The sequence below is a fragment of the Variovorax sp. GW821-FHT09D05 genome, from assembly GCF_059416325.1.
In genome coordinates this window covers 186,766-205,098 of the sequence record NZ_JBWKOZ010000012.1, presented here as the reverse complement: position 1 = coordinate 205,098, position 18,333 = coordinate 186,766, and the positions used below count along the sequence as shown (strand labels likewise).

Below are 18,333 nucleotides of genomic sequence, written 5' to 3'. Positions count from 1 at the left end.
GAGATCAGCTGGCTTGCGAAGCTTGAATTTGGCAAAGAAAGTTTCTCAAGCATTTCTCAAATGAAATCTTAAGTAACAGTTTAATGATTGCGGCCGCTTAACAATGAGTACTTAAGATGTATTTTTTGATGAGTCTTTTTCACTACATTGAACTGCGCGTTGCGTGCTTGTGACAGCCGCCTACTTCACGCCCAAGCCCAATCAAATTCGCGATGGAGATGACAGCACGGCACACGAATCGCGATGCTGACTTGCCGTCATGCCCTCCTCTTCCGCACACCCTACAGCGGCCTGAGCTCGCAACACCCACTACGGCCCGGCGGCACTGTGGATTTCCGCGCTCGTTTGACCTACTTTCCCATCGAGTGCTGACCCGCATTTGCGTACCGATGCTCTGGACCACAGGCGTGCGCTCTGACGTATTGGCAGGGCCAGGCGTCAGCGGAAACGGGGGTCACGCCTGCGCGGAAATCAACAGTCTCAAAGCCGACAGAGCTGAACGAACCTCCCTATCGTTTCGGTGAAGTCCTCTTCGCCAAGGTTCGAAAGAAACGTTAGCCGCCCTCGGCGTCTATAAGTTGCGACCATATCCATGATGGTTTGACGAACTTCATCAGGCAAGGCAGGAAGGTAGGACGCATCACCCGCCTCCACGATCGAACGAATGGCATACCGCGCACTGTCGATCATGGCGATGTTGTATTTGTCTCTATCCGCAGATAGGTCATTGAGCAATTCCTGTAAATTCATTTGCCCTCCTTCGCGTTGCGGACTCTCATTTCTCTAACCAACTGATCACCCAAATTGACAGCTTCCGAGTGCAAGTTATTCGGGACAGTGTCAGAGACGAGATCTCTGAATTGAAGCGCTCGCAATTTTCCGCCATTTTCGGCAAACGCTACTCGGAGTCCTTCGACCTCATGCGTTTCGTGGGCGATGATAGCTACTATCCGCTCGTCACTGTCAAGTACTGACTGACGCATGTGAATGTTGATCTTGCCATCACGAGCAGTCATTATGTCGTCCCACTTGAGAAGCGGATTGCCCTCAACAGTCAGACGCCCGTAAGTGGCATGCGAGCCATCCCCGAAGCGCTTGACATAGTCTTTGTCAGGAATGACGTTGAAACGAACATCATCGGCAATATAGACGCCGTTGTCCTCGGCGATTTTCATACCCTGACTTAGGGTACGAGGTCCATCTGAATTTACTTTCCACGTTGCCTCGGTTTGATGCCACCTCGCATTTCCTTCGACACGCGAATTCCCCCCACCAGCAATATTGTTAGAGAGTGCTCTCACGCCGACTTCGACCACCTTCATGAGCGCCAATGCGGCAACAAACTCAACTCCGGCCTTCACTCGACTAACGGGCTGTCCGGTAAACATTTCCTCTCCACCACCCACCTGATAGCCGCGTTCAAGAGCAAACTGCACAGGATTCATATCTCGGGTGAATCGGTACGTTTCAGTCAAATAATTGATCGTGGCCGGGTGGGTATAGACATAGTGATTGAGGATGTCTGCGCGACTGGCCCAGTTCGCATATTTTTCTTGAGAGTCTGGCCCATCACCAAACAGGTCGACGGCTCGCTTCTGTTGAGTCTCGTTGAGCTTGTCGGAAGCAACCGGGGTGCGGCCGAAGTATTCAAGGTAGAGCTTTTCCTCCGCAGCAAGTGGTGTCGAGTAGTCACTCGCTCTTTGCGTGAACTCCTTCTTGCCCCATTGATTCAGGTCATACGGTTTCCCGATCTCCCTGATTTTGTCGAAGAGCGAGCCGTGTCTTTCCTTGGATGCATTGCCAGAGATTTCTGCTTCGACAGGAGTTCCTTCGTCTGAACCGACTGGCGTAATGTCTGAAGTCCTCGGGTCAGGGCTGTGCGTATCACCATTTGTATTCGGCAGGGCCGATGCAGCGAGGCTGTCGCCCAACGCATTGCCAAGTGCCCCCTCGAAATTACGCCAGCCAGTGATACCGCGGCTCGACGGTTGATAGCCGTAGGGGTTCGCGGGATCGATGCTTCGGTTCGCAGCCGCCAGAGAGTCACCAATGATGTTCCCGAAAGCATCTGACGCCACCGAAGCTGCGGTGATCTTCCCGCCGCGTACCACTTGCGCAATCACGCTGCTGCCCACGCCGGAAACCAAGCTTTTGCTGAACTCGAAGCCCATCGTTGGGTCGTAGTTCATCGCCTGATTGAGGCCCTGTCCAATCGCCGAGCTTGCTGCAGCAGCCGCCACCCCTCTCCAACTGAACTGGTCTTGGAGCCCAGTAGCTACGGCAACCCCCTGCGTGAGCGCATTCGAGATCGCTGCACGCCCCACTGCCTGCCATCCGTTACCAGCAAGCAGACTTCCAGGCACGTTCAGTGCCGCGCCTACACCAGCACCAACTCCCGCCCCAAGCGCACCTAGCGCCACACCTCTCCAGCTGAAGCTGTCTTGCACTCCCAACCCGATGCCCACCGCCTGACTGGCTATCGAGCCGACAGCGCCACCAACAGCCGCTGCTGCGGCTCCCACCACTCCATAGCCACCGCCCATGGCGGTCAGCCCCGTCGTCATGGTCGCCCCAACTCCGGCAGACGCTGTTGCCGTCCCTGCGGTTCCTGCCGCTCCCCAAGCACCTGCAGCTGCGCCCGCGGTGTAGATCGTGACAACGATCGCCACAATGGCCACGATCACCTGCCCAAGACCACCGCAGCCCTTGTCCTGGCTTTGGGGCAGCGCCATCATGGTGGGATTGGTATCCCCCAGGATCTTGCTTGGGTCGTACGGCCTGAAGGTGCCGCTGTTGTCCGAGTTGGACACATGCGCCGGGATTGTCAGCACCTGTCCCACGCGCAACTCTGCGTTGCCGCCCAGTCCGTTGGCGTCGGCGATCAGGTACCACAGGCTCGAATCGCCGTAGGCGTTCTTGGCGATGCCCTGCAGCGTATCGCTCGCCCCGACGGCATAAGTGCCCGGCGTACCCGCCGGGTAGTTGCCGTTGATTGGCTGATAGCCAAAGCTGAAGCTTGCCTCCTGCTTGTAGGGCGTAAAGCCGGGCACAGGGAAGCTGACGCCCGCATAGCGCTGGTCGGGTACCCAGCCGTAGCGGCCAAGCACCTCCCCGTTCACCACCAACTGGCGTTGCCCCTGCACCGGCGTGGCCGGGTTGCCGTAGTAGGCGTACAGGGCCGTGCCGTTGGCATCGTTGACGAAGAAGTGGTTCTGCGTGACCGTCTGGTTGCCCGGATCGCCGGTGTGCGTCAGGAAGCCGTTGACGTCATAGTTGTACCCGACGCCGCCTTGTGAAATCGGCGTCCCGGCAGAGCCTCCCGCCGCCGCTACAGTCTGACTGAGACTGATCGCCTGCTTGTATCCCTCACCCCGCTGCACCCCGTTTTCGGTGCGCGTGAAGGTCGGGTTCAGCGGGTCCGCATTAGCGGTGAGGTAGCCCAACACGTTGCCCGCGGCATCGTACTCATAGGTGACGCCAGTGAAAGTTTGTCCACTGGGCGTTACCAGCGGCGACACGTAGGCCAGGGTGCTCTGATAGGTGATCCGACCGTTGGCGTCGTACTGGCTAATGCGTGCCTGGATCGGGTCGTTACCCGTCACGCCTTGAGACACGCTATGCAGCGCGATGTAGCCGGAATCCAGCGTTCCGGGACTGTTGGTGAGAACCCGGCCAGCCCCGTCGTAAGTGCGAGACTCCACCAGCACGTTGTCACGCGTGACGGTCTTCAAGCGGTTCAATCCGTCATAGCCGTAAGTCTCGACGGTCTCCCCAGCCTGGGGAGCCCACTGGCCATTGGCATCAAGCTCGATTCGCACCCCTTCCCGCGTGTCCATGACGCGACGGCCGTTGTAGTCGTACTCAAGCCGATGGCCTTCAGCCCCCAGAACCGAGCCATCCACGCTGGACGAATCCACCAGGATCTGACGGTTCATCGCGTCGTACTGGAAGTAGCGATGCGTGTCCGAGGGCAGCGTGTTGACATCCGCATTGTTCAACTGAGTACGGATGTGCGTGCGATTGCCGACCTTGTCATAGTCGACCGTCAGCGTGACGCCTCCACTGCCGTCATTGACCCAACGCATGCGCCCCAAGGCATCGTAGGCAATGGAGTTATCCTGATAGGTGACGCCGCCTTGCATCGTCTTCTCGCGAAGTCGGCGCCCTCCCAGGTCGTAGGCGTAGGCCGTTTCCTGCCCGATGGCACCGTCGGTCGCCCGGATCAACTGACCGGCTCCATCGTAGTCAAAACTCAAGTTCTGACCACGGGTGTTGGTCTGTGTCTTCAGTTGCGCAAGGCTGTCGTACGTGTAGCTATACAGCGCTCCACCAATATCGCGGTGCGCCGTCAGCTTGCCGAAGTAGTCGTATGTCCAGGTTGCCAACGCACCGTTGGCGTCCATCTCAATCACCTTGCGATTGAGTGCGTCGTAGCCGGCATAGGTGGTCTGCCCCATCGGCTGCGTTGTCCATATCAGGTTACCCCGAACGTCGTAGCCGTATTTCGTCGTCTCGTCGTTCCCGTTGGTTTGAGAGACCAGACGTCCGGCTTCATCCCAACGCTGCTTCTGCACAACCCCTTCCGACACGAAGTTCGTACGCACGTTGCGGTTGAGCTTGTCGAAGGTAAAGGAGGTGAGGTTGTGCTCGGCATCCGTGGTGCTCACCCTGTTGCCGAAGGCGTTGTAGGTATGGCTGACCACACCCGTGTCTACCCCGTTGCCGTCCGCGTGCAGTTCCCTGACGAGATTGCCGCCGTCATCCCACTCCTGGCCGTTGACGTTGCCATTGGCATCGTGCACTGCCACCTGCCGGCCCATCGCGTCGTAATAGATGGAAGTCACCGGTGCATTCGCATTGACGACGTTCCCATTGGCGTCGATCCCGGATACGCCATCGCTGTCCGTCTGCACCTGACGCACCAGCTGATTGTTGGCGTTATAGCTGTAGTGCGTCACCCAGTTCGAGGAACGCGGGTCACTGATACTCACCACGTTGCCCCATCGGTCCACGTTCTGATGGATCTCCGGCTGAACGGATGTGTTGGGCACGTCCGAAGACTCCCGCGCGGCCAACTTCTTCACGATCACTCGCCCCAGCGCGTCGTACACCGTCCCCGTGTACCGGCTGTTGGGATCGCCACTTTCGCCAGATATCTCTGCAGTCTGCCGGCCGAGACGGTCGTATTTCAGCGTCTTGGCAACGCCGTTCCCTGCATCCGTCCATACCAGGTTACCGGCATTGTCATAGTCGAATGTCTCAGCTCCAACCTGCGTCTCTCCTGCTTGTACCTGCTTCGAGACAAGCTCTCCGAACGCGTTGTAGTCTAGCGAAGTACTGACGCGATGGTCGTCCGTGTTACCAACGCCCAGCCAGTTGGCTCCGTTCGCATCCGCGGGTGTTCCCTGCCAACGAACGACCCAGTTTCCTGCACCATCCTTTTGCAGAATGCGAATCGCGGACACCGTAGCAATCGGCTCTGCATCTGGTGTGAGGCTGACGCCTTGCAACTGCAACGCACTCGCCGCAATGGCGTAGCTCTTCGAGTAGGTCGCGCTGTGGCCGGGCTCGGTCGTTGGCTCCGAGTCCTCATCACCAGGAATTGCACGCGCAGGGGTCGTGTAGTCGATCTCGAACTTGACCTCGCCGCCTGCGGCGTCAATGACGTTTCCGAGTTGCGTGAGCTTGATGGTGCCGTTGCCTACGCCTGTGCCACCCTGCGGCGGAATGACAGGATTTCCATTTTCATCGAGAACGGGGTACTCCCCTGGGGTCACAGCCGCGCGTGGATTACTACTGTAGATATTTCCTCTTGCAGTCGCATCGTTGCTGTAGTCGGCCGTGTCTGTCACCGTCCCGCGTTCGAGGACCTCAGTCTGGCGCCCGAGCGCGTCATAAAAGTACTCTTTGCGAAGCTCGGTCTTCGATCCGTCGCTCTCGGTCACGTATTGACGCTCGACGGCGACCTGTCCACGCTCGTTGTACGCGTAGTAGTGATTGACTCCCATCTCGTCCGTGCTCTGCGTCAGACGACCTTGAGCGTCATACTTCGCAAAGCTCGTCCGGTCAGTACTCGCTACGAGATCGACATCGTCGAACGGATCGGCCTGGATCGTTGCGGCCGTGTAGAACTGGTCCCCGACCAAGGGGTTGAACATCCTCACAATCTCGGTATCGAGGGTGGAGCTTTGTGCCTCTCCCACATAGCCAACCGTTCCAATGAACGTCGCATTGAAGTTCTGAACGAGATTCTGGACCTCATCCCAGCTGGTCGTCAGCAAGTGATAGGCCGAGAAGCTCTGGAGCTCCGGAGGCCAGAATGGGGGAAGTCGCAGCTGCACCTTGTACAGCGGGATCGTTCCTGTGTCCTCGTTGTCGGCCAAGTACCCCAGGATCCCCTCGTCATGCCAGATTCCCGATGCCAGCAGAATGTCGCGCTCGTTGCTGGACTGGGTGTAGTAGTGCAGTGGTCCGAAGAAGTCGCTGCGCAAGCGATAGACGGGGCTGCCCCCATCGAAAGGGACCGAAGACATGTAGCCCGACCCACCGATAAGCGTCCACCCTCCAGCCTGCGCGCTTGCGACTTCCGGATTCGGAATATGGATGGACGACGGCATGGGCCGAGGATCTACAGGAGCTCCTTCACTCCCTCCATTCAGATACTGGGTCTTGCTGACCACATTCCCATACACATCACGCCTGAAGACCGTCAACGGCCTCACCATCGTGACGCCATCGGCACCTGGACGCGCGGGCTCCTCTACCGCAACCACCCGACCGAGCGCGTCATAGTAGCTATAGGTTGATGCCCCAGCCGCATCGATCGTTCGGGTCAGATTGCCAACTGCGTCATAACGGAAGGTTGTTGTCAAGTCTCCGCGCGTGCTGCTACCGTCGCTGGCAACGCTGTACTCAACGTGCACCCGAGTTTCGGAGGTCTTTCGATTGTTTCGGTCATAGCTCGTCAGCACACGGCGGTCGTTGGCCGCATCGAGTGTTGGCGAAAGCGCAGCGCCATCACTCACAGAGACTGAGAACCCGGTCCAGCCAGCCAGGCTCGCGATGCCGTTCCAACCGTCGAGAGAGCGCGCGAACTCTGTCCTGTCGACCACATTCCCAACAGCATCAAAGGCCTGCTTGGTGAGGTAACCCAGCGCATCGACCGTTGCCGCGAGCTGACCTTTGCGGTCGTAGTAGTTCGATGCCGACAGCACCCAATCGTCCGCCCCCAAGCTCTGTGCGACCTGGACCAGATCACCAAAGCTGTTGTACGTGTTGCGAGTAATCTTCCCAGCCGTCCCCTGCGAGCCCGTTGCCGCGTCGTAGACGGCGACCTCGGGCTCCTTTACCTCAATCGAGCGGCCCAAGCGGTCGTAGGTCTTCAAGATCGTTCGATCACGGCCATCCGTCTCAATAGCGGCCTCGATGTCTTCCGAGCGAGGGACAACAATTTCTCCCCACCACTCCTCTCGAACGCGAATGTCACCCCCTACCTCGAATGCATAACGCGTGAGGGCGACCGTGTCTCCGAAAGTACTGCGGGTGTATCCCGTCACGTATCCGAGTGCATCGACCTCATACCGAAGCCGGCCCAGATTGTCGTACGACCTGATGCTGAAATTCCCGGCCACATCGCGATTCGCGATCGCGTCTCCGAAGGCATCGTAGATGGTCGTCGTGTACAGCCGTTGCGGCGACTCAAGGCTTACTTCGCCCACTTCGTAGATATCCACTTCGGGATAATCCACACGAATCTGACGCCCGACTCTGTCGTACGTGTAGTCTGTACTTCTTTCCGACGAAAGACCAACGCCTTCCGTGCGGCGCGTCATGTTTCCGAGGACGTCATACCGCATTTCGGTCACGACGGAGCCGAGCCCGCTTTGCTCGTTATCGACCTGGAGTCGATCCTTGAATCCGCTCTTGAGGGCTGTGATTTCGACTTCTGGAGAGACCTCCCTGACAAGACGGCTTAGGCCATCGTATTCATAGGTCCAAACGGATCCTTTCGCGTTGGTATAGCTCGTCTTGTTGCCGAGCATGTCGTAGGTCCAGGACTCCGAGTAACCCAAGGCGTCGATGCTCAGGACAGTCCTGCCTAACGCATCAAATACGAAGGATTTCGTTCGATCTTGTTCGTCGGGTTCCAGCGCGGCTTCGATTTGGGATGCGGTAGCTGTCGTTGCCAACGAAATTGGCCGCGCATACTGCGTGGTGCTGCTGACCTGCCCAAGGCCGTCGTACTCTGTCTTGGTGACATAGCCCTGTGCATCGATCGCAAAGACTGGTCGACCTGCAGCGTCGTGCACCATGCGAGACGTTCGATCGTTTGCAGCGTCTTCCATGACGAGGGCCCGAACATCGCTGGTCGTCGCCTCATCTGCAAGGGCGGTCGTGTTGATCGGCGATGCGTACTTGCGCGATTCGGTCAACCGACCGATCCCGTCATACCTCAGCTCAGTAAGCCCGCCCAGCGCATCGATGGAAAGTACCTGGCGTTGCCCCTGGTCGAAGAAATGACGGGTAACTCTATCGGCCAGTGCATTCGAAGATCGGCCCGCGAGAATGTCCTGCTCGCTGAGGGTGTCTCCCGCAGCCGATAGATCGGGCCGATTGGCGTAGGCGATCTCTTGAGTGACGTTGCCGAAGGCGTCATAGACCTGCTGGGTCAGGCTTCCCATGGCGTCAACGACGAATGTGCGGCGACCCGCGGCGTCGTAGGTCATTCTGGTGACGCGGTCGGCGGAAGGATTGCGCTCGAGGGCTTGCTCCAGGAGCTCAGGCGTCAACCGCAGGAAGACGTTCACCGTCGGGTCGAACCGCGCGCTGGTCTCTACCGAACTGGACACTGCGGCCCTGGATGCTTGCCCGTAGCCGCTCAGGGTTCTGTCGCGATCGCCAACACCCCCGTGGTCCCAATAGCCGAATGTCGCTCCACCTTCAATGGCATTGGCAAACTGTTCCGTCCGAACAAGTCGTCCAGCTCCATCGTAAATATTGCGCGTGACTGCGGCTTCCGGGTCGACGGTGTAGCTGAGCCTTCCGGCCGCATCGTAGACGTAGTAATAGCTGCGATCTTCCTCAGGCGAAGAATAGCCCATCGGCTGCCAGTACGTGAAGCTGGTGTGCACCGTCTTTCGCAGCAACCTACCGACGCCGTCGTAGTCGAAAGAAACCTCCTCCCGTCCATCGAGCGCTGGGCCGTAGGGGTTGTCTTCGGTCCAGGGACCTTCCCAGCGCGAGCGGTATTCCACCCTATTGGCGGCGTCGTAGATATAGCGCGTGTACTGGTCCTGACCGCTGCCCTCAATGCTCTGCGGAGATTGCCCATTTCCCAACGCATTCGCATAGCTGATGTGCATCACCACGTTGCCGTTGGCATCGTACTCATTCCTCTGTACGGCACCGACACCATCGACAGTCCATGTCACCCGACCTGCGGCGTCGTAGATATTTCGCGTCTGCTGATCCCGCGCATTGTCTGGTTGAAGCACCAGATCCGAACGTCCGTCCCACGCTGACAGCGCCACCGCGGAGAGCGCTTCGGCATAGACGCGTTGCTCGATCACATTGCCGGCGTTGTCATAGACGTTGTGCGTAACACCACCTGCGCCATCGACTCTCCACGTTGCGCGGTTCGCTGCATCAAAGACGGTTCGAACTCGCTGATCCCTTGACGGGTCCGCGATGACATCCGGGCCCGAGCTTCCATCCCATGAGGCAAGTGCTGTTGCCGTGAGCTGGTTTGCGTATGCCCGACTTTCGACGACATTTCCATTGCCGTCGTACAAATACTGGGTGACGCCAGCCGTGCCGTCGACTGACCAAGTCCGGCGATTGAGCGCGTCATAGAGGGTGCGGATACGTTCATCGCGCACGGCATCCGCAACGACTGCGGGGGCGGAGTCCAGCGCCCAAGCGCTTCGATCGATGCGGTTGGCATATACGCGCATCTCGGTGACGTTGTTGCTTGCGTCGTAGACGTACTTGATTACCGCGCCCGTTCCGTCAACCGTATAAGTCAGCCGATCGTCTTTGTCGTATCGGCGTGATTGAACAACATCCGATCCGACCACTGGAGTCAGAAGCGCGGCAATATCTTCCGGTTGCGTTGGCGATGGTTGGCCAAGGATTGGCTCCAGATTTCCGGGTGATATGGAGGTCGCATAGGCGACTGTCTCGATCAGACGAGCTTCCGCGTCATAGCGGTTCTCTTGTACGTCGCCCAACGAGTTGATACTGAAAACCTGCCGGTTGTTGGCGTCGTACACGTAGCGCGTCGAGTTTCCGTTCGCATCGGTGAACTCGATCATGTTCCCGGCGGCGTCGTACACGTACTGACGCACGAGATTCATGTCTTGCGGATCAAACTGCTCCTTGATGCGCCTGCCGAGGTCATCGTAGGTATAAACCGTCAGCGTACCCCTCGGGTCGACGACATTCAATGTCGTGCCGTTTGCATCGTAGGTGTAGGTCGTCGCCAGCGCCAGGTTGGCGGGATCCACGATCTGCCGCACGACGCGGCCGTCCAAGTCAAAATCGGTCTGCGTGACCGTGCCTCGCGCGTCCGTGACCTGAACCGCCTGTCCCTTCGCGTCATACACGTAAGTCGTGACAAGGTTCAAGCCCTCGGCATCCACAGTGCGTGTCAATACGCGCCCTGCTGCGTCGTACGCAAACTCCGTGACCACGCCATTGGCATCGGTGGTGCTGGTCTTGAAACCTGCCTTGTCGTATGTGTTCTCGGTGACAACACCCTCGGGCGCCTCGTTACGCACGAGGTTCCCGCTCCTGTCGTACGCGTAAACGACTGTGTTCCCACGTCCATCGGTGACGCTTTGCGTCTGCCCTTGGCGCGTGTGAACTGTCGTCGTGCTGATCCCCTCGGGGGTCGTCACCGTCACACTTCGATTTGTGACGTCGTAGCTATAGGCAGTAACGTTGCCGAGCGCATCACGCTGCGTCAATACCCGGTTGAATGCGTCATAGGTTGTGATGCGCTCTGCTTGCAGTGCATCGACGGTCGTGACGACTCGACCAAGGCGGTCATAGGTATATACGCTGCTATGGCCATTGGGGTCGATGCTTTCGATCAGTCTGCCAAAGGCATCGTAGACCTTGTTTGAAACAGCCAGGCCGTTCCCCTTGGATGTCTCCACGGCCAGACCTCGACGGTCATAGACGACACTGTCGAAGATGCCCAGTCCACTCTGAAGGCCGACAAAGCTCGCGATCACCTCGCGAAATGCGTCGTAGGAATAGAAGGTGGTCGACCCCAGCGCATCGGTGCTACTGATCAGCGCTCCCGTCGCAGCGTAAGCACGCGAGGTGCGCGAGTCCTTACTGGTATCCGCCACACCAGCCAACATGGAAGACAGCGTATCGGTATTCAAGCCTCCCGGCGTTGTTGCGCCGAGCGTCGCGACGTCAACCCTGGTGCCAAAGGTGACTTGCTCGATCAGCTGACCCAAGGCGTCGTATCGACTTCCTGCGACCTCACCCAATGCATTGACCGTATATGCCAGGCGACCGACGGCATCGTAGAAGAACAGCGTGCGATGCCCATTGGCATCGGTGGTACTGATTCGCCTGCCAGCCGCATCGTAGGTGTGCGTCAACCCGTTGTCAGCCCAAGCACTGAACGTATCGTCTTGTCCTATCGCTGCGCTACCGCGCCCGTCAAGTTCTCCAATCAGACGTCCTTGAACGTCATAGCGCAGCCGTTCAACCCGCTCATCAACCGTTCCCGCTGCGGAGACCGTCTTCACCAACTGGCCCACATTGTTGTAGGAGAAGGTGGTTGTGGTCCCTTCCGTGTCTGTTTGGCTGATGAGTTGATTGGCCGCAGACCAAGTCTGAGTTACATGCTGATCACGAGCGTCAAGCAATGGCCTCACATTCGCAAGCGCTGCGTTGCTCGCAATCGAGCCGACCTTGTTGTAGTACCGGATGGATTCAACAACATTTCCTCGTGCGTCGTAGACGGTCTCCGTCAAGTACCCTTCACCGTCTACCACCCCAACCAAGCGTCCTCGCGCATCGTAGAAGTTGTACGCATGCACGTCGTTCCCGCCTGCGTTGGGCCTGAGGCTGACGAGGCTATGGCTTGCACTCGCTGCAGCAATCGCAACAGCTCGCTGCGCGGCGGTCTCCAGTCCTGCCACTCGATCTGCATATCGAATTGTCTCGACAAGCTCTCCCGCCGCGTTGTACTTGTACTCCGTCAGATAGCCTTCTTCGTCCAGGTAGCCTTGGATCTTCCCGTCTTTTCGGTACACCTGATCGACTCGCCGATCAGCTTCGCTCTCATCGACGTAGAGTGTCGTGCGCTCCTCGGTCTGAACGATCTGTTCGAAGTTGAATTCGGATACTTGCGTGCGCTCGTCGCCAAGGTAGATCGCGGTGAAATTCTGAGCTCCACCAGGAAGGTTGGCTGCCGGAAGCGTTGCGATCCCATTGACGACTTGAGCGGATCCCAAGAAGTGAGATCCTTGGTAGAAGTTAACTACTCCATCGATCGGAGAGTTGTCCGTCCGAGAGACCCGTACAGAAAGAGAGCCGGTCGCAGGAAGGGGCGTGGCACTCAGGTTCTCCAGCTGTGGCCATGCCTTGACAATTGTCACGACGCTGGTTGTCTCGGACGCAGCATTGTTCCCATCGCCAGAATAGACGGCGCGGATCTGGTGTTCCCCCACCGAGAGCCCGGTCACCAACAACTCGGCGACCCCACCCGCCAACGAAGCAGTTCCCAGCAAGGTTTGCCCATCGTAGAAAGTGATGGTTCCGCTCCTTGGCTGGCCGCTGCCTCCGGGCTGCGCTCTCAGGCGCACGGGTGCTCCATCTTCGGCCTCGAACGTGAGGATGTCCACGTACGAAGCAGGCTTGTCAACACGAATATCGAGCCAGGCTTCGAAGCCCCAATAGGAGGAGGAATAGCCCAGATGATTTGCATCACCTGAGTACTGCACGCGAACCTGATGACTCCCCAAAGGCAGGGTGCTGGATGTGAAAGTCGCAACGCCATCCACCACGGTGGCCGGACCGACGCTGACCCCGTTGTTCAGCAAGATGTAGACCGAACCGGTGAACGGTGGCTTAGTCCCGCTGTTGCTCGTATTCCGGAGATTGATGGTGAAGGTCACAGGCTGTCCAGCAACTGCGCTGGACGGGGATGTGTAAACCGATACGCCTGTGGAAGCCTTGTCAACATAGGCTTGATACTGCGCAACGCCCGTCACAGACCCCTTGGTGAAGACGACTTTAAGATCAATCGATCCTGCCGGCAGCCCCTCGATCCGGATTCGTCCTGGCGACGCGAGATCCGCCTGGTAGGTGCCTACAATCGTCTGTCCATTGAAGACGGTGTAGTGTCCACCCGCGAGATCCTGTCCACCGGGGAACTCCAGCGCGAGCTCGATGGGCTGGCCGACGGTCGGGTAACTTGGCCCAACAACAGACATTGCCTGTGTTGCGGGGGGTTGGATGTTTTGTCCACCCGCGCTGACCTGTATCAACGGCTGCTGCGCAGCGACGCTGTCCAGGTGCAGCTCATCTCCGGAGTACACCGCGCTCAAGGTGACGTTGCCACCCACAGGCAGGTAGTTGGTCACCAGGACTGCCTGACCATTGACCACCTCTGCCGAGCCAAGCCACGTGCTTCCCGCAAAGAAATTCACCTGCCCGCTTGGAGCGGGTGTCCCACCATCGACATTCGCAGTCAGTGTGACCGCTTGGCCTTGAACAACGCTTGTGGCCGACGCTGAGAGCGTCGCACTCGTCTGATATTTTTCAACGACAACCTGCGAATACCCTTCCGTGGTCGCATAGAGCTGGCTTCCTTCGTAGGAAAATCTCAAGTTGTGAACACCCGCCGACAAGCTGGGCACACTCAACGTGAAGACCCCGTCGATCAGTGAGCCACTCCCAAGCAGCTGACCGCCTTCAAAGACATGGACCGTGCCCGTCGGGGTGGGACCCAACTCATAACTGCCCCGAATGGAGGCCTTGATGCTCACAGGAGATCCGGCCTTGGGCACTTCGGGCTCGGTGCTGACATCGATGGCGCTCCACCAAACCGAAGCGTCATAGACGATGGGCTGAATAAGCACGTTTGGCGATGCTTGATCGATCGCGAAAGGCTTGTGATTCGCATCGCCGGAGTAACTGGCGGTGATGCGGTGCGTGCCAATGGTCCCCCCCGACCACGTCATGGTGGCCACACCGCCCACGAGGTTGGCGGACCCGATCAGCACACCGTCACTGTAGAAGTTGATGGTGCCCGCAGCGGGTATCCCCGAAGTGGAATTGACCCTTGCCGAGATCGCGATCGGCTTGCCTACAACCGAAACCTGATCGGGCATCGACGTGGTCAACTCGATATCGGGCTCATCGCGCTCGACCGTTACATCCACCTGCCCTACGGAGATCGGCCCCTCCTGCCAGGAGTTTCCTTCATACACAATCGTCAGGTTGTGTGTACCGGTTGACAGAGTCGGAAAAAAGATCTTCCCGTCTTCTTGGTAGAGCGCCTTGCCGACCAGTGTTTCTCCATCGAAGACGAGAAAGGAGCTCGGCGATGGGTAAGACAAACCAGGAACCGTGATACCGATTCCAATTGGCTCTCCGACAGTCACTACGATGGCGGTCGGACTGATCGTTAGAGGCTGTACGACAGGTGCCGCGGGATTCTGAGCGGAAGCGGTGACCTCGATCGCCAGATGCCCCGTACTGATACGGTCAGTGTCCAAGATGCTGGCACTGATGGCGACCTGCGCACCAACAGGTAGGTAGTCAACGGTGAGGGTCGCCCAGCCACCGCTTGCCTGAGCACTTCCGATATATTGATTGTCGGCAAAAAATCTGATCTGCCGATTCGACATATCGTCGATAACACGCACCCTGATCGTGACCGGACTGCCCTGCGCTACCTGGGTAACGGAGGCCTCTAGATCCAGCAGCGTCGCTCCCAAGTATGCGGAACCTTGGGTAGCAAGGCGATAGGCATCTCCGCTGTACTGCGCGCGGAACGCAGGTGGATGCCCCGTAGGATCGGCGGGATAGTTGACATCGAGCGTCGCGATCCCATTCACAACAGTGCCGCGTCCAATGAAGGCGGTTCCGTCGTAGAAAGCAACCTCACCAACGAACGGCTGGTTGTACTCGGCGTCACTCGATACCTGAGCCGTCAATCTGAGGCCCGTTCCAGTCGAGGCCGCCTTGAGAGAAAGATCGCTTTGAGATTTTTCGACCCGTATCCGTGCTTCTGCGAATGTCGACGCGTGTTTCGCATCTCCGGAGTAGACAGCGCGAATCAGAACATCGCCAACCGGAAAAATTGGTGCAGACAGAGATGTCATGTAGTCCACGACAGGAACCACGCCAAGCAGGATGCCATTGGCATAGAAGCGGACATCCCCACCGCCCCCCGTGAACCCCTCGGGAAGTACGCTGTTGAGGTACATCGTGAGCTCAGGCGCGCTGCCGCTGACGATCTCCGAGTTTGAAAGCGACAAGCTCGCCGAGCTCTCTGCCGGGGTCACGACAATGGAGACCGCCTTCGAGACGCTCGCTAGTGACTGGCCTTGGGCCGTATAGGAAGCTCGGATATTGTTCAGACCCGACTCCAGCCAATCGGTCTCGAGGCCTGCAATGCCGTTCACGACAGGGACGGTCCCAAGGATGATGTTTCCCCTGAAAAACGTCACCACACCCGCATCGCCTACCCCCTCGACCTTGGCTTCCAAGTAAACCAACGAGCCCGCTGACACGGAGCTGGCATTGGTACTCAGCGTGACAGGAATCGCTCCAAGGCGACCGAGAGCCACGCGCACAACATCCGCGCCCGTCACTGACGAGTTTGCGCTCTGTTCTTGGGCGCGTTCAATCTCCTGAACGTCAATCTGGTTGGCCAAACGAGTGCTCGAGACCACCCGTGAAGCACCGTCGTAGACTGTTTCGGTGACGTAGCCGAGCGCGTCGACCTTGAAAATCAGTCTGTTGGCGTTGTCGTAGAAGTTCCAGACCTTCTGGTCCTGCGGTTGGGACTGCGGGCGCAAGCCCGCAAGACTCGTCTGCGTGTTGGTACTCGACCACGCGGTGGTTGGATGCCCCGCCTCGTTCACAAGAGCCGCGGTATCGATCGGGGTGCTGTACGCAATCGTTTCTCGAAGAAGTCCGGCCGTGTCGTACACGTATTCGATCAATGCGCCCGTCGCATCGATGTCCGCGATCTTGCGCCCCATCTCGTCATAGAGCATCCACTTGCGAGCTCCCGTGGGATCCTCGCTCATCAGCAGATTGCCTCGAGCGTCGTAGCTGTATGTCGCTACACCCAACACCCCGCTTCCCACACTGTGCTGAGTGGTGCTGACCAGCCTGCCCGCATGATCGAAGGCGGAGGTGGTAATCAGCCCATTCGCGAGAGTGACAGCTGTCTTGCCATTCGCGTCGTCATACGAGGTGATGGTCGTGTTGGGAGTTGTACTTCCGTCCAGACTCGGCGCTTGTACACTGAGTACGCGCCCCAGGCCATCGTAGGTATAGCTGGTGACCGCGCTCGAGCTGCCCGGTTCAATTTTCTGAAGGAGCAGGCCGCGGGCGTCGTAGATATAGTGGGTGACTGCGGCGGATGCGCTGATTCCTTCTCCGTCAACACCGATTTCCGCATACTCCGCACTGCTCACGATCGAGCCTCGTGCGTCATATGCAAGGTCCATGCGAGCTGTCTGCCCCAGATCCTGTGTCTGGCGCCAGGTAACGACTTCGCTTTCGGTAACGGATGCATCCCCAGCGAGTCCGGCGAGGTCGTACGCTCCCCCTTTGAACTGAATGGATGCGGTACGTTGCCCGAAGCTGTCGTAGCGGTACTCGGTCACGCCACCTTCAGCCGAAATGACGAATCGCAACTGCCGCGAGTTGCCCTGCGCGTAGACGTAGCGCACGGTCTCGGGCTGGGAGGCGGCCGCTCCGGCGGTTGCCGCCGTTGCATAGACGGTATCCGTCAGCAGCTGATTGCCAGCGCCATAGGTACGAACGCGGGTGTTCCCGGTCGCATCGATTTCGCTGAGCAGGTTGCCTCGAGAGTCGTATGTCAGGTCGACTGAATTCCCTCGCCCATCGGTGATCTGCAGCACATTGCCTTGCAGATCGTAGGCATAGTCGACAACATTGGCCCCGCTCGCGTTGTTGTCGGTCACCCCTTGGCGCAGCCGCAGGAGCTGACCTTGGGTGTCGTATTCGTAGACGCTTTGCGCTCCAAGGGGATCCGTGACAGTTGTCGTCAGCGCATTGGTGTCGTACGCGAACTGCGTCACTGCACCGAGCCCGTCGGTGACGGTGGCGACCTTGTAGATGCCGCCAGACTGGACGTATGTGAAGGTCAACGACGTGCCGTCGCTTTGGACGACGCTGGCAACCCGGTGACTGCTGCCGTCGTACGTGTACGTCGTAACGTAGGTGTTGCCGTCGGAGACATCTCCGTCTTCCGGGGTCAGATCGACCGAGACACTCGAAAGACGGCCATCGGAATCGTATGCATAGCGCACGTGCGTACGACTTGCGCCGCTCGCATCTTCGATGCGGATTGCATTCAGCTGCGTGCCGACGTAGTCGTAATGGGTGACCTCGCCGCTGGCATCGGTTACCGATTGGACCGTACCGTTGCTGTTGTAGAGGTAGCTGGCAGTATTTCCGTCCGCGTCCGAGGCACTCAGAAGACGGCCCTGACCGCTGGCTTGGTAGCGCTCGGAGGCTCCGGTGGCTCCATCGGTCCAAACAAACTCCGAGGCGCCGCCGTCGTAGTCGATCGTGTCAAAGGCACCTGCGCCATCGCTGCTGACGTAGAGACTCTTCGAGGCGTCCCAGACATAGATGGCCTGGGCTCCATCGCGATCTACCCGAGCAAGACTACTGCCGGCTGCACCCAGAATCCCCGTCAAGATGACGGACTGCCCGAACGCCCCTACCCGCCAGTTGTCCGCATTGTCGTCATCCAGCAAGCCTTGGCTGTTGTATGTTCGTACGCTCTGAACGTCCAGGCCCCTGCCGACCAACAGGTCATCCCCGCTCTGCAGTACGAGATTGCCTGTCGCTGCGTTAACGAACGCCTGCTCGCCGCTCCTCCCCTGCCCAGCAGCGCCTTGAGCTCCCCGTCCCCCCAAAACTGCCAACGAGCCCAGGCTCAGTCCCAGACTATTGCCACTGACGATTGCGACCATTTCTCAGCCCCGACGTGTCCTGCGAACCGCCGAAATGGAAGCCAGCGAGTCAATCCGCGCCTCATTGGCGACGGCGTTACGCCCTCATGCGCAATCCTCTTGCCTCTGGCTAGACCAA

Annotated in this window: 2 protein-coding genes; both read right to left on the bottom strand. The window is 58.6% G+C overall.

All coding sequences use genetic code 11. From position 1 onward, the window contains the following. Nucleotides 1-480 precede the first annotated feature (480 nt). On the bottom strand, nucleotides 481-750 hold the full coding sequence (locus AC07O3_RS29435; RefSeq protein ID WP_495340980.1) for a hypothetical protein: 270 nt from the start codon (nucleotides 748-750) through the stop codon (nucleotides 481-483). Continuing rightward, entirely contained in the window at nucleotides 747-17,996 is a 17,250-nt protein-coding gene (locus AC07O3_RS29430) for an Ig-like domain repeat protein (RefSeq protein ID WP_495340979.1), read from the bottom strand. The genes AC07O3_RS29435 and AC07O3_RS29430 overlap by 4 nt, the downstream gene beginning before the upstream one ends. Nucleotides 17,997-18,333 lie beyond the last annotated feature (337 nt).

Coding starts and splice junctions, on each gene's coding strand:
- AC07O3_RS29435 (WP_495340980.1), bottom strand. CDS start 750: ATGAATTTACAGGAATTGCTCAATGACCTATCTGCGGATAGAGACAAA.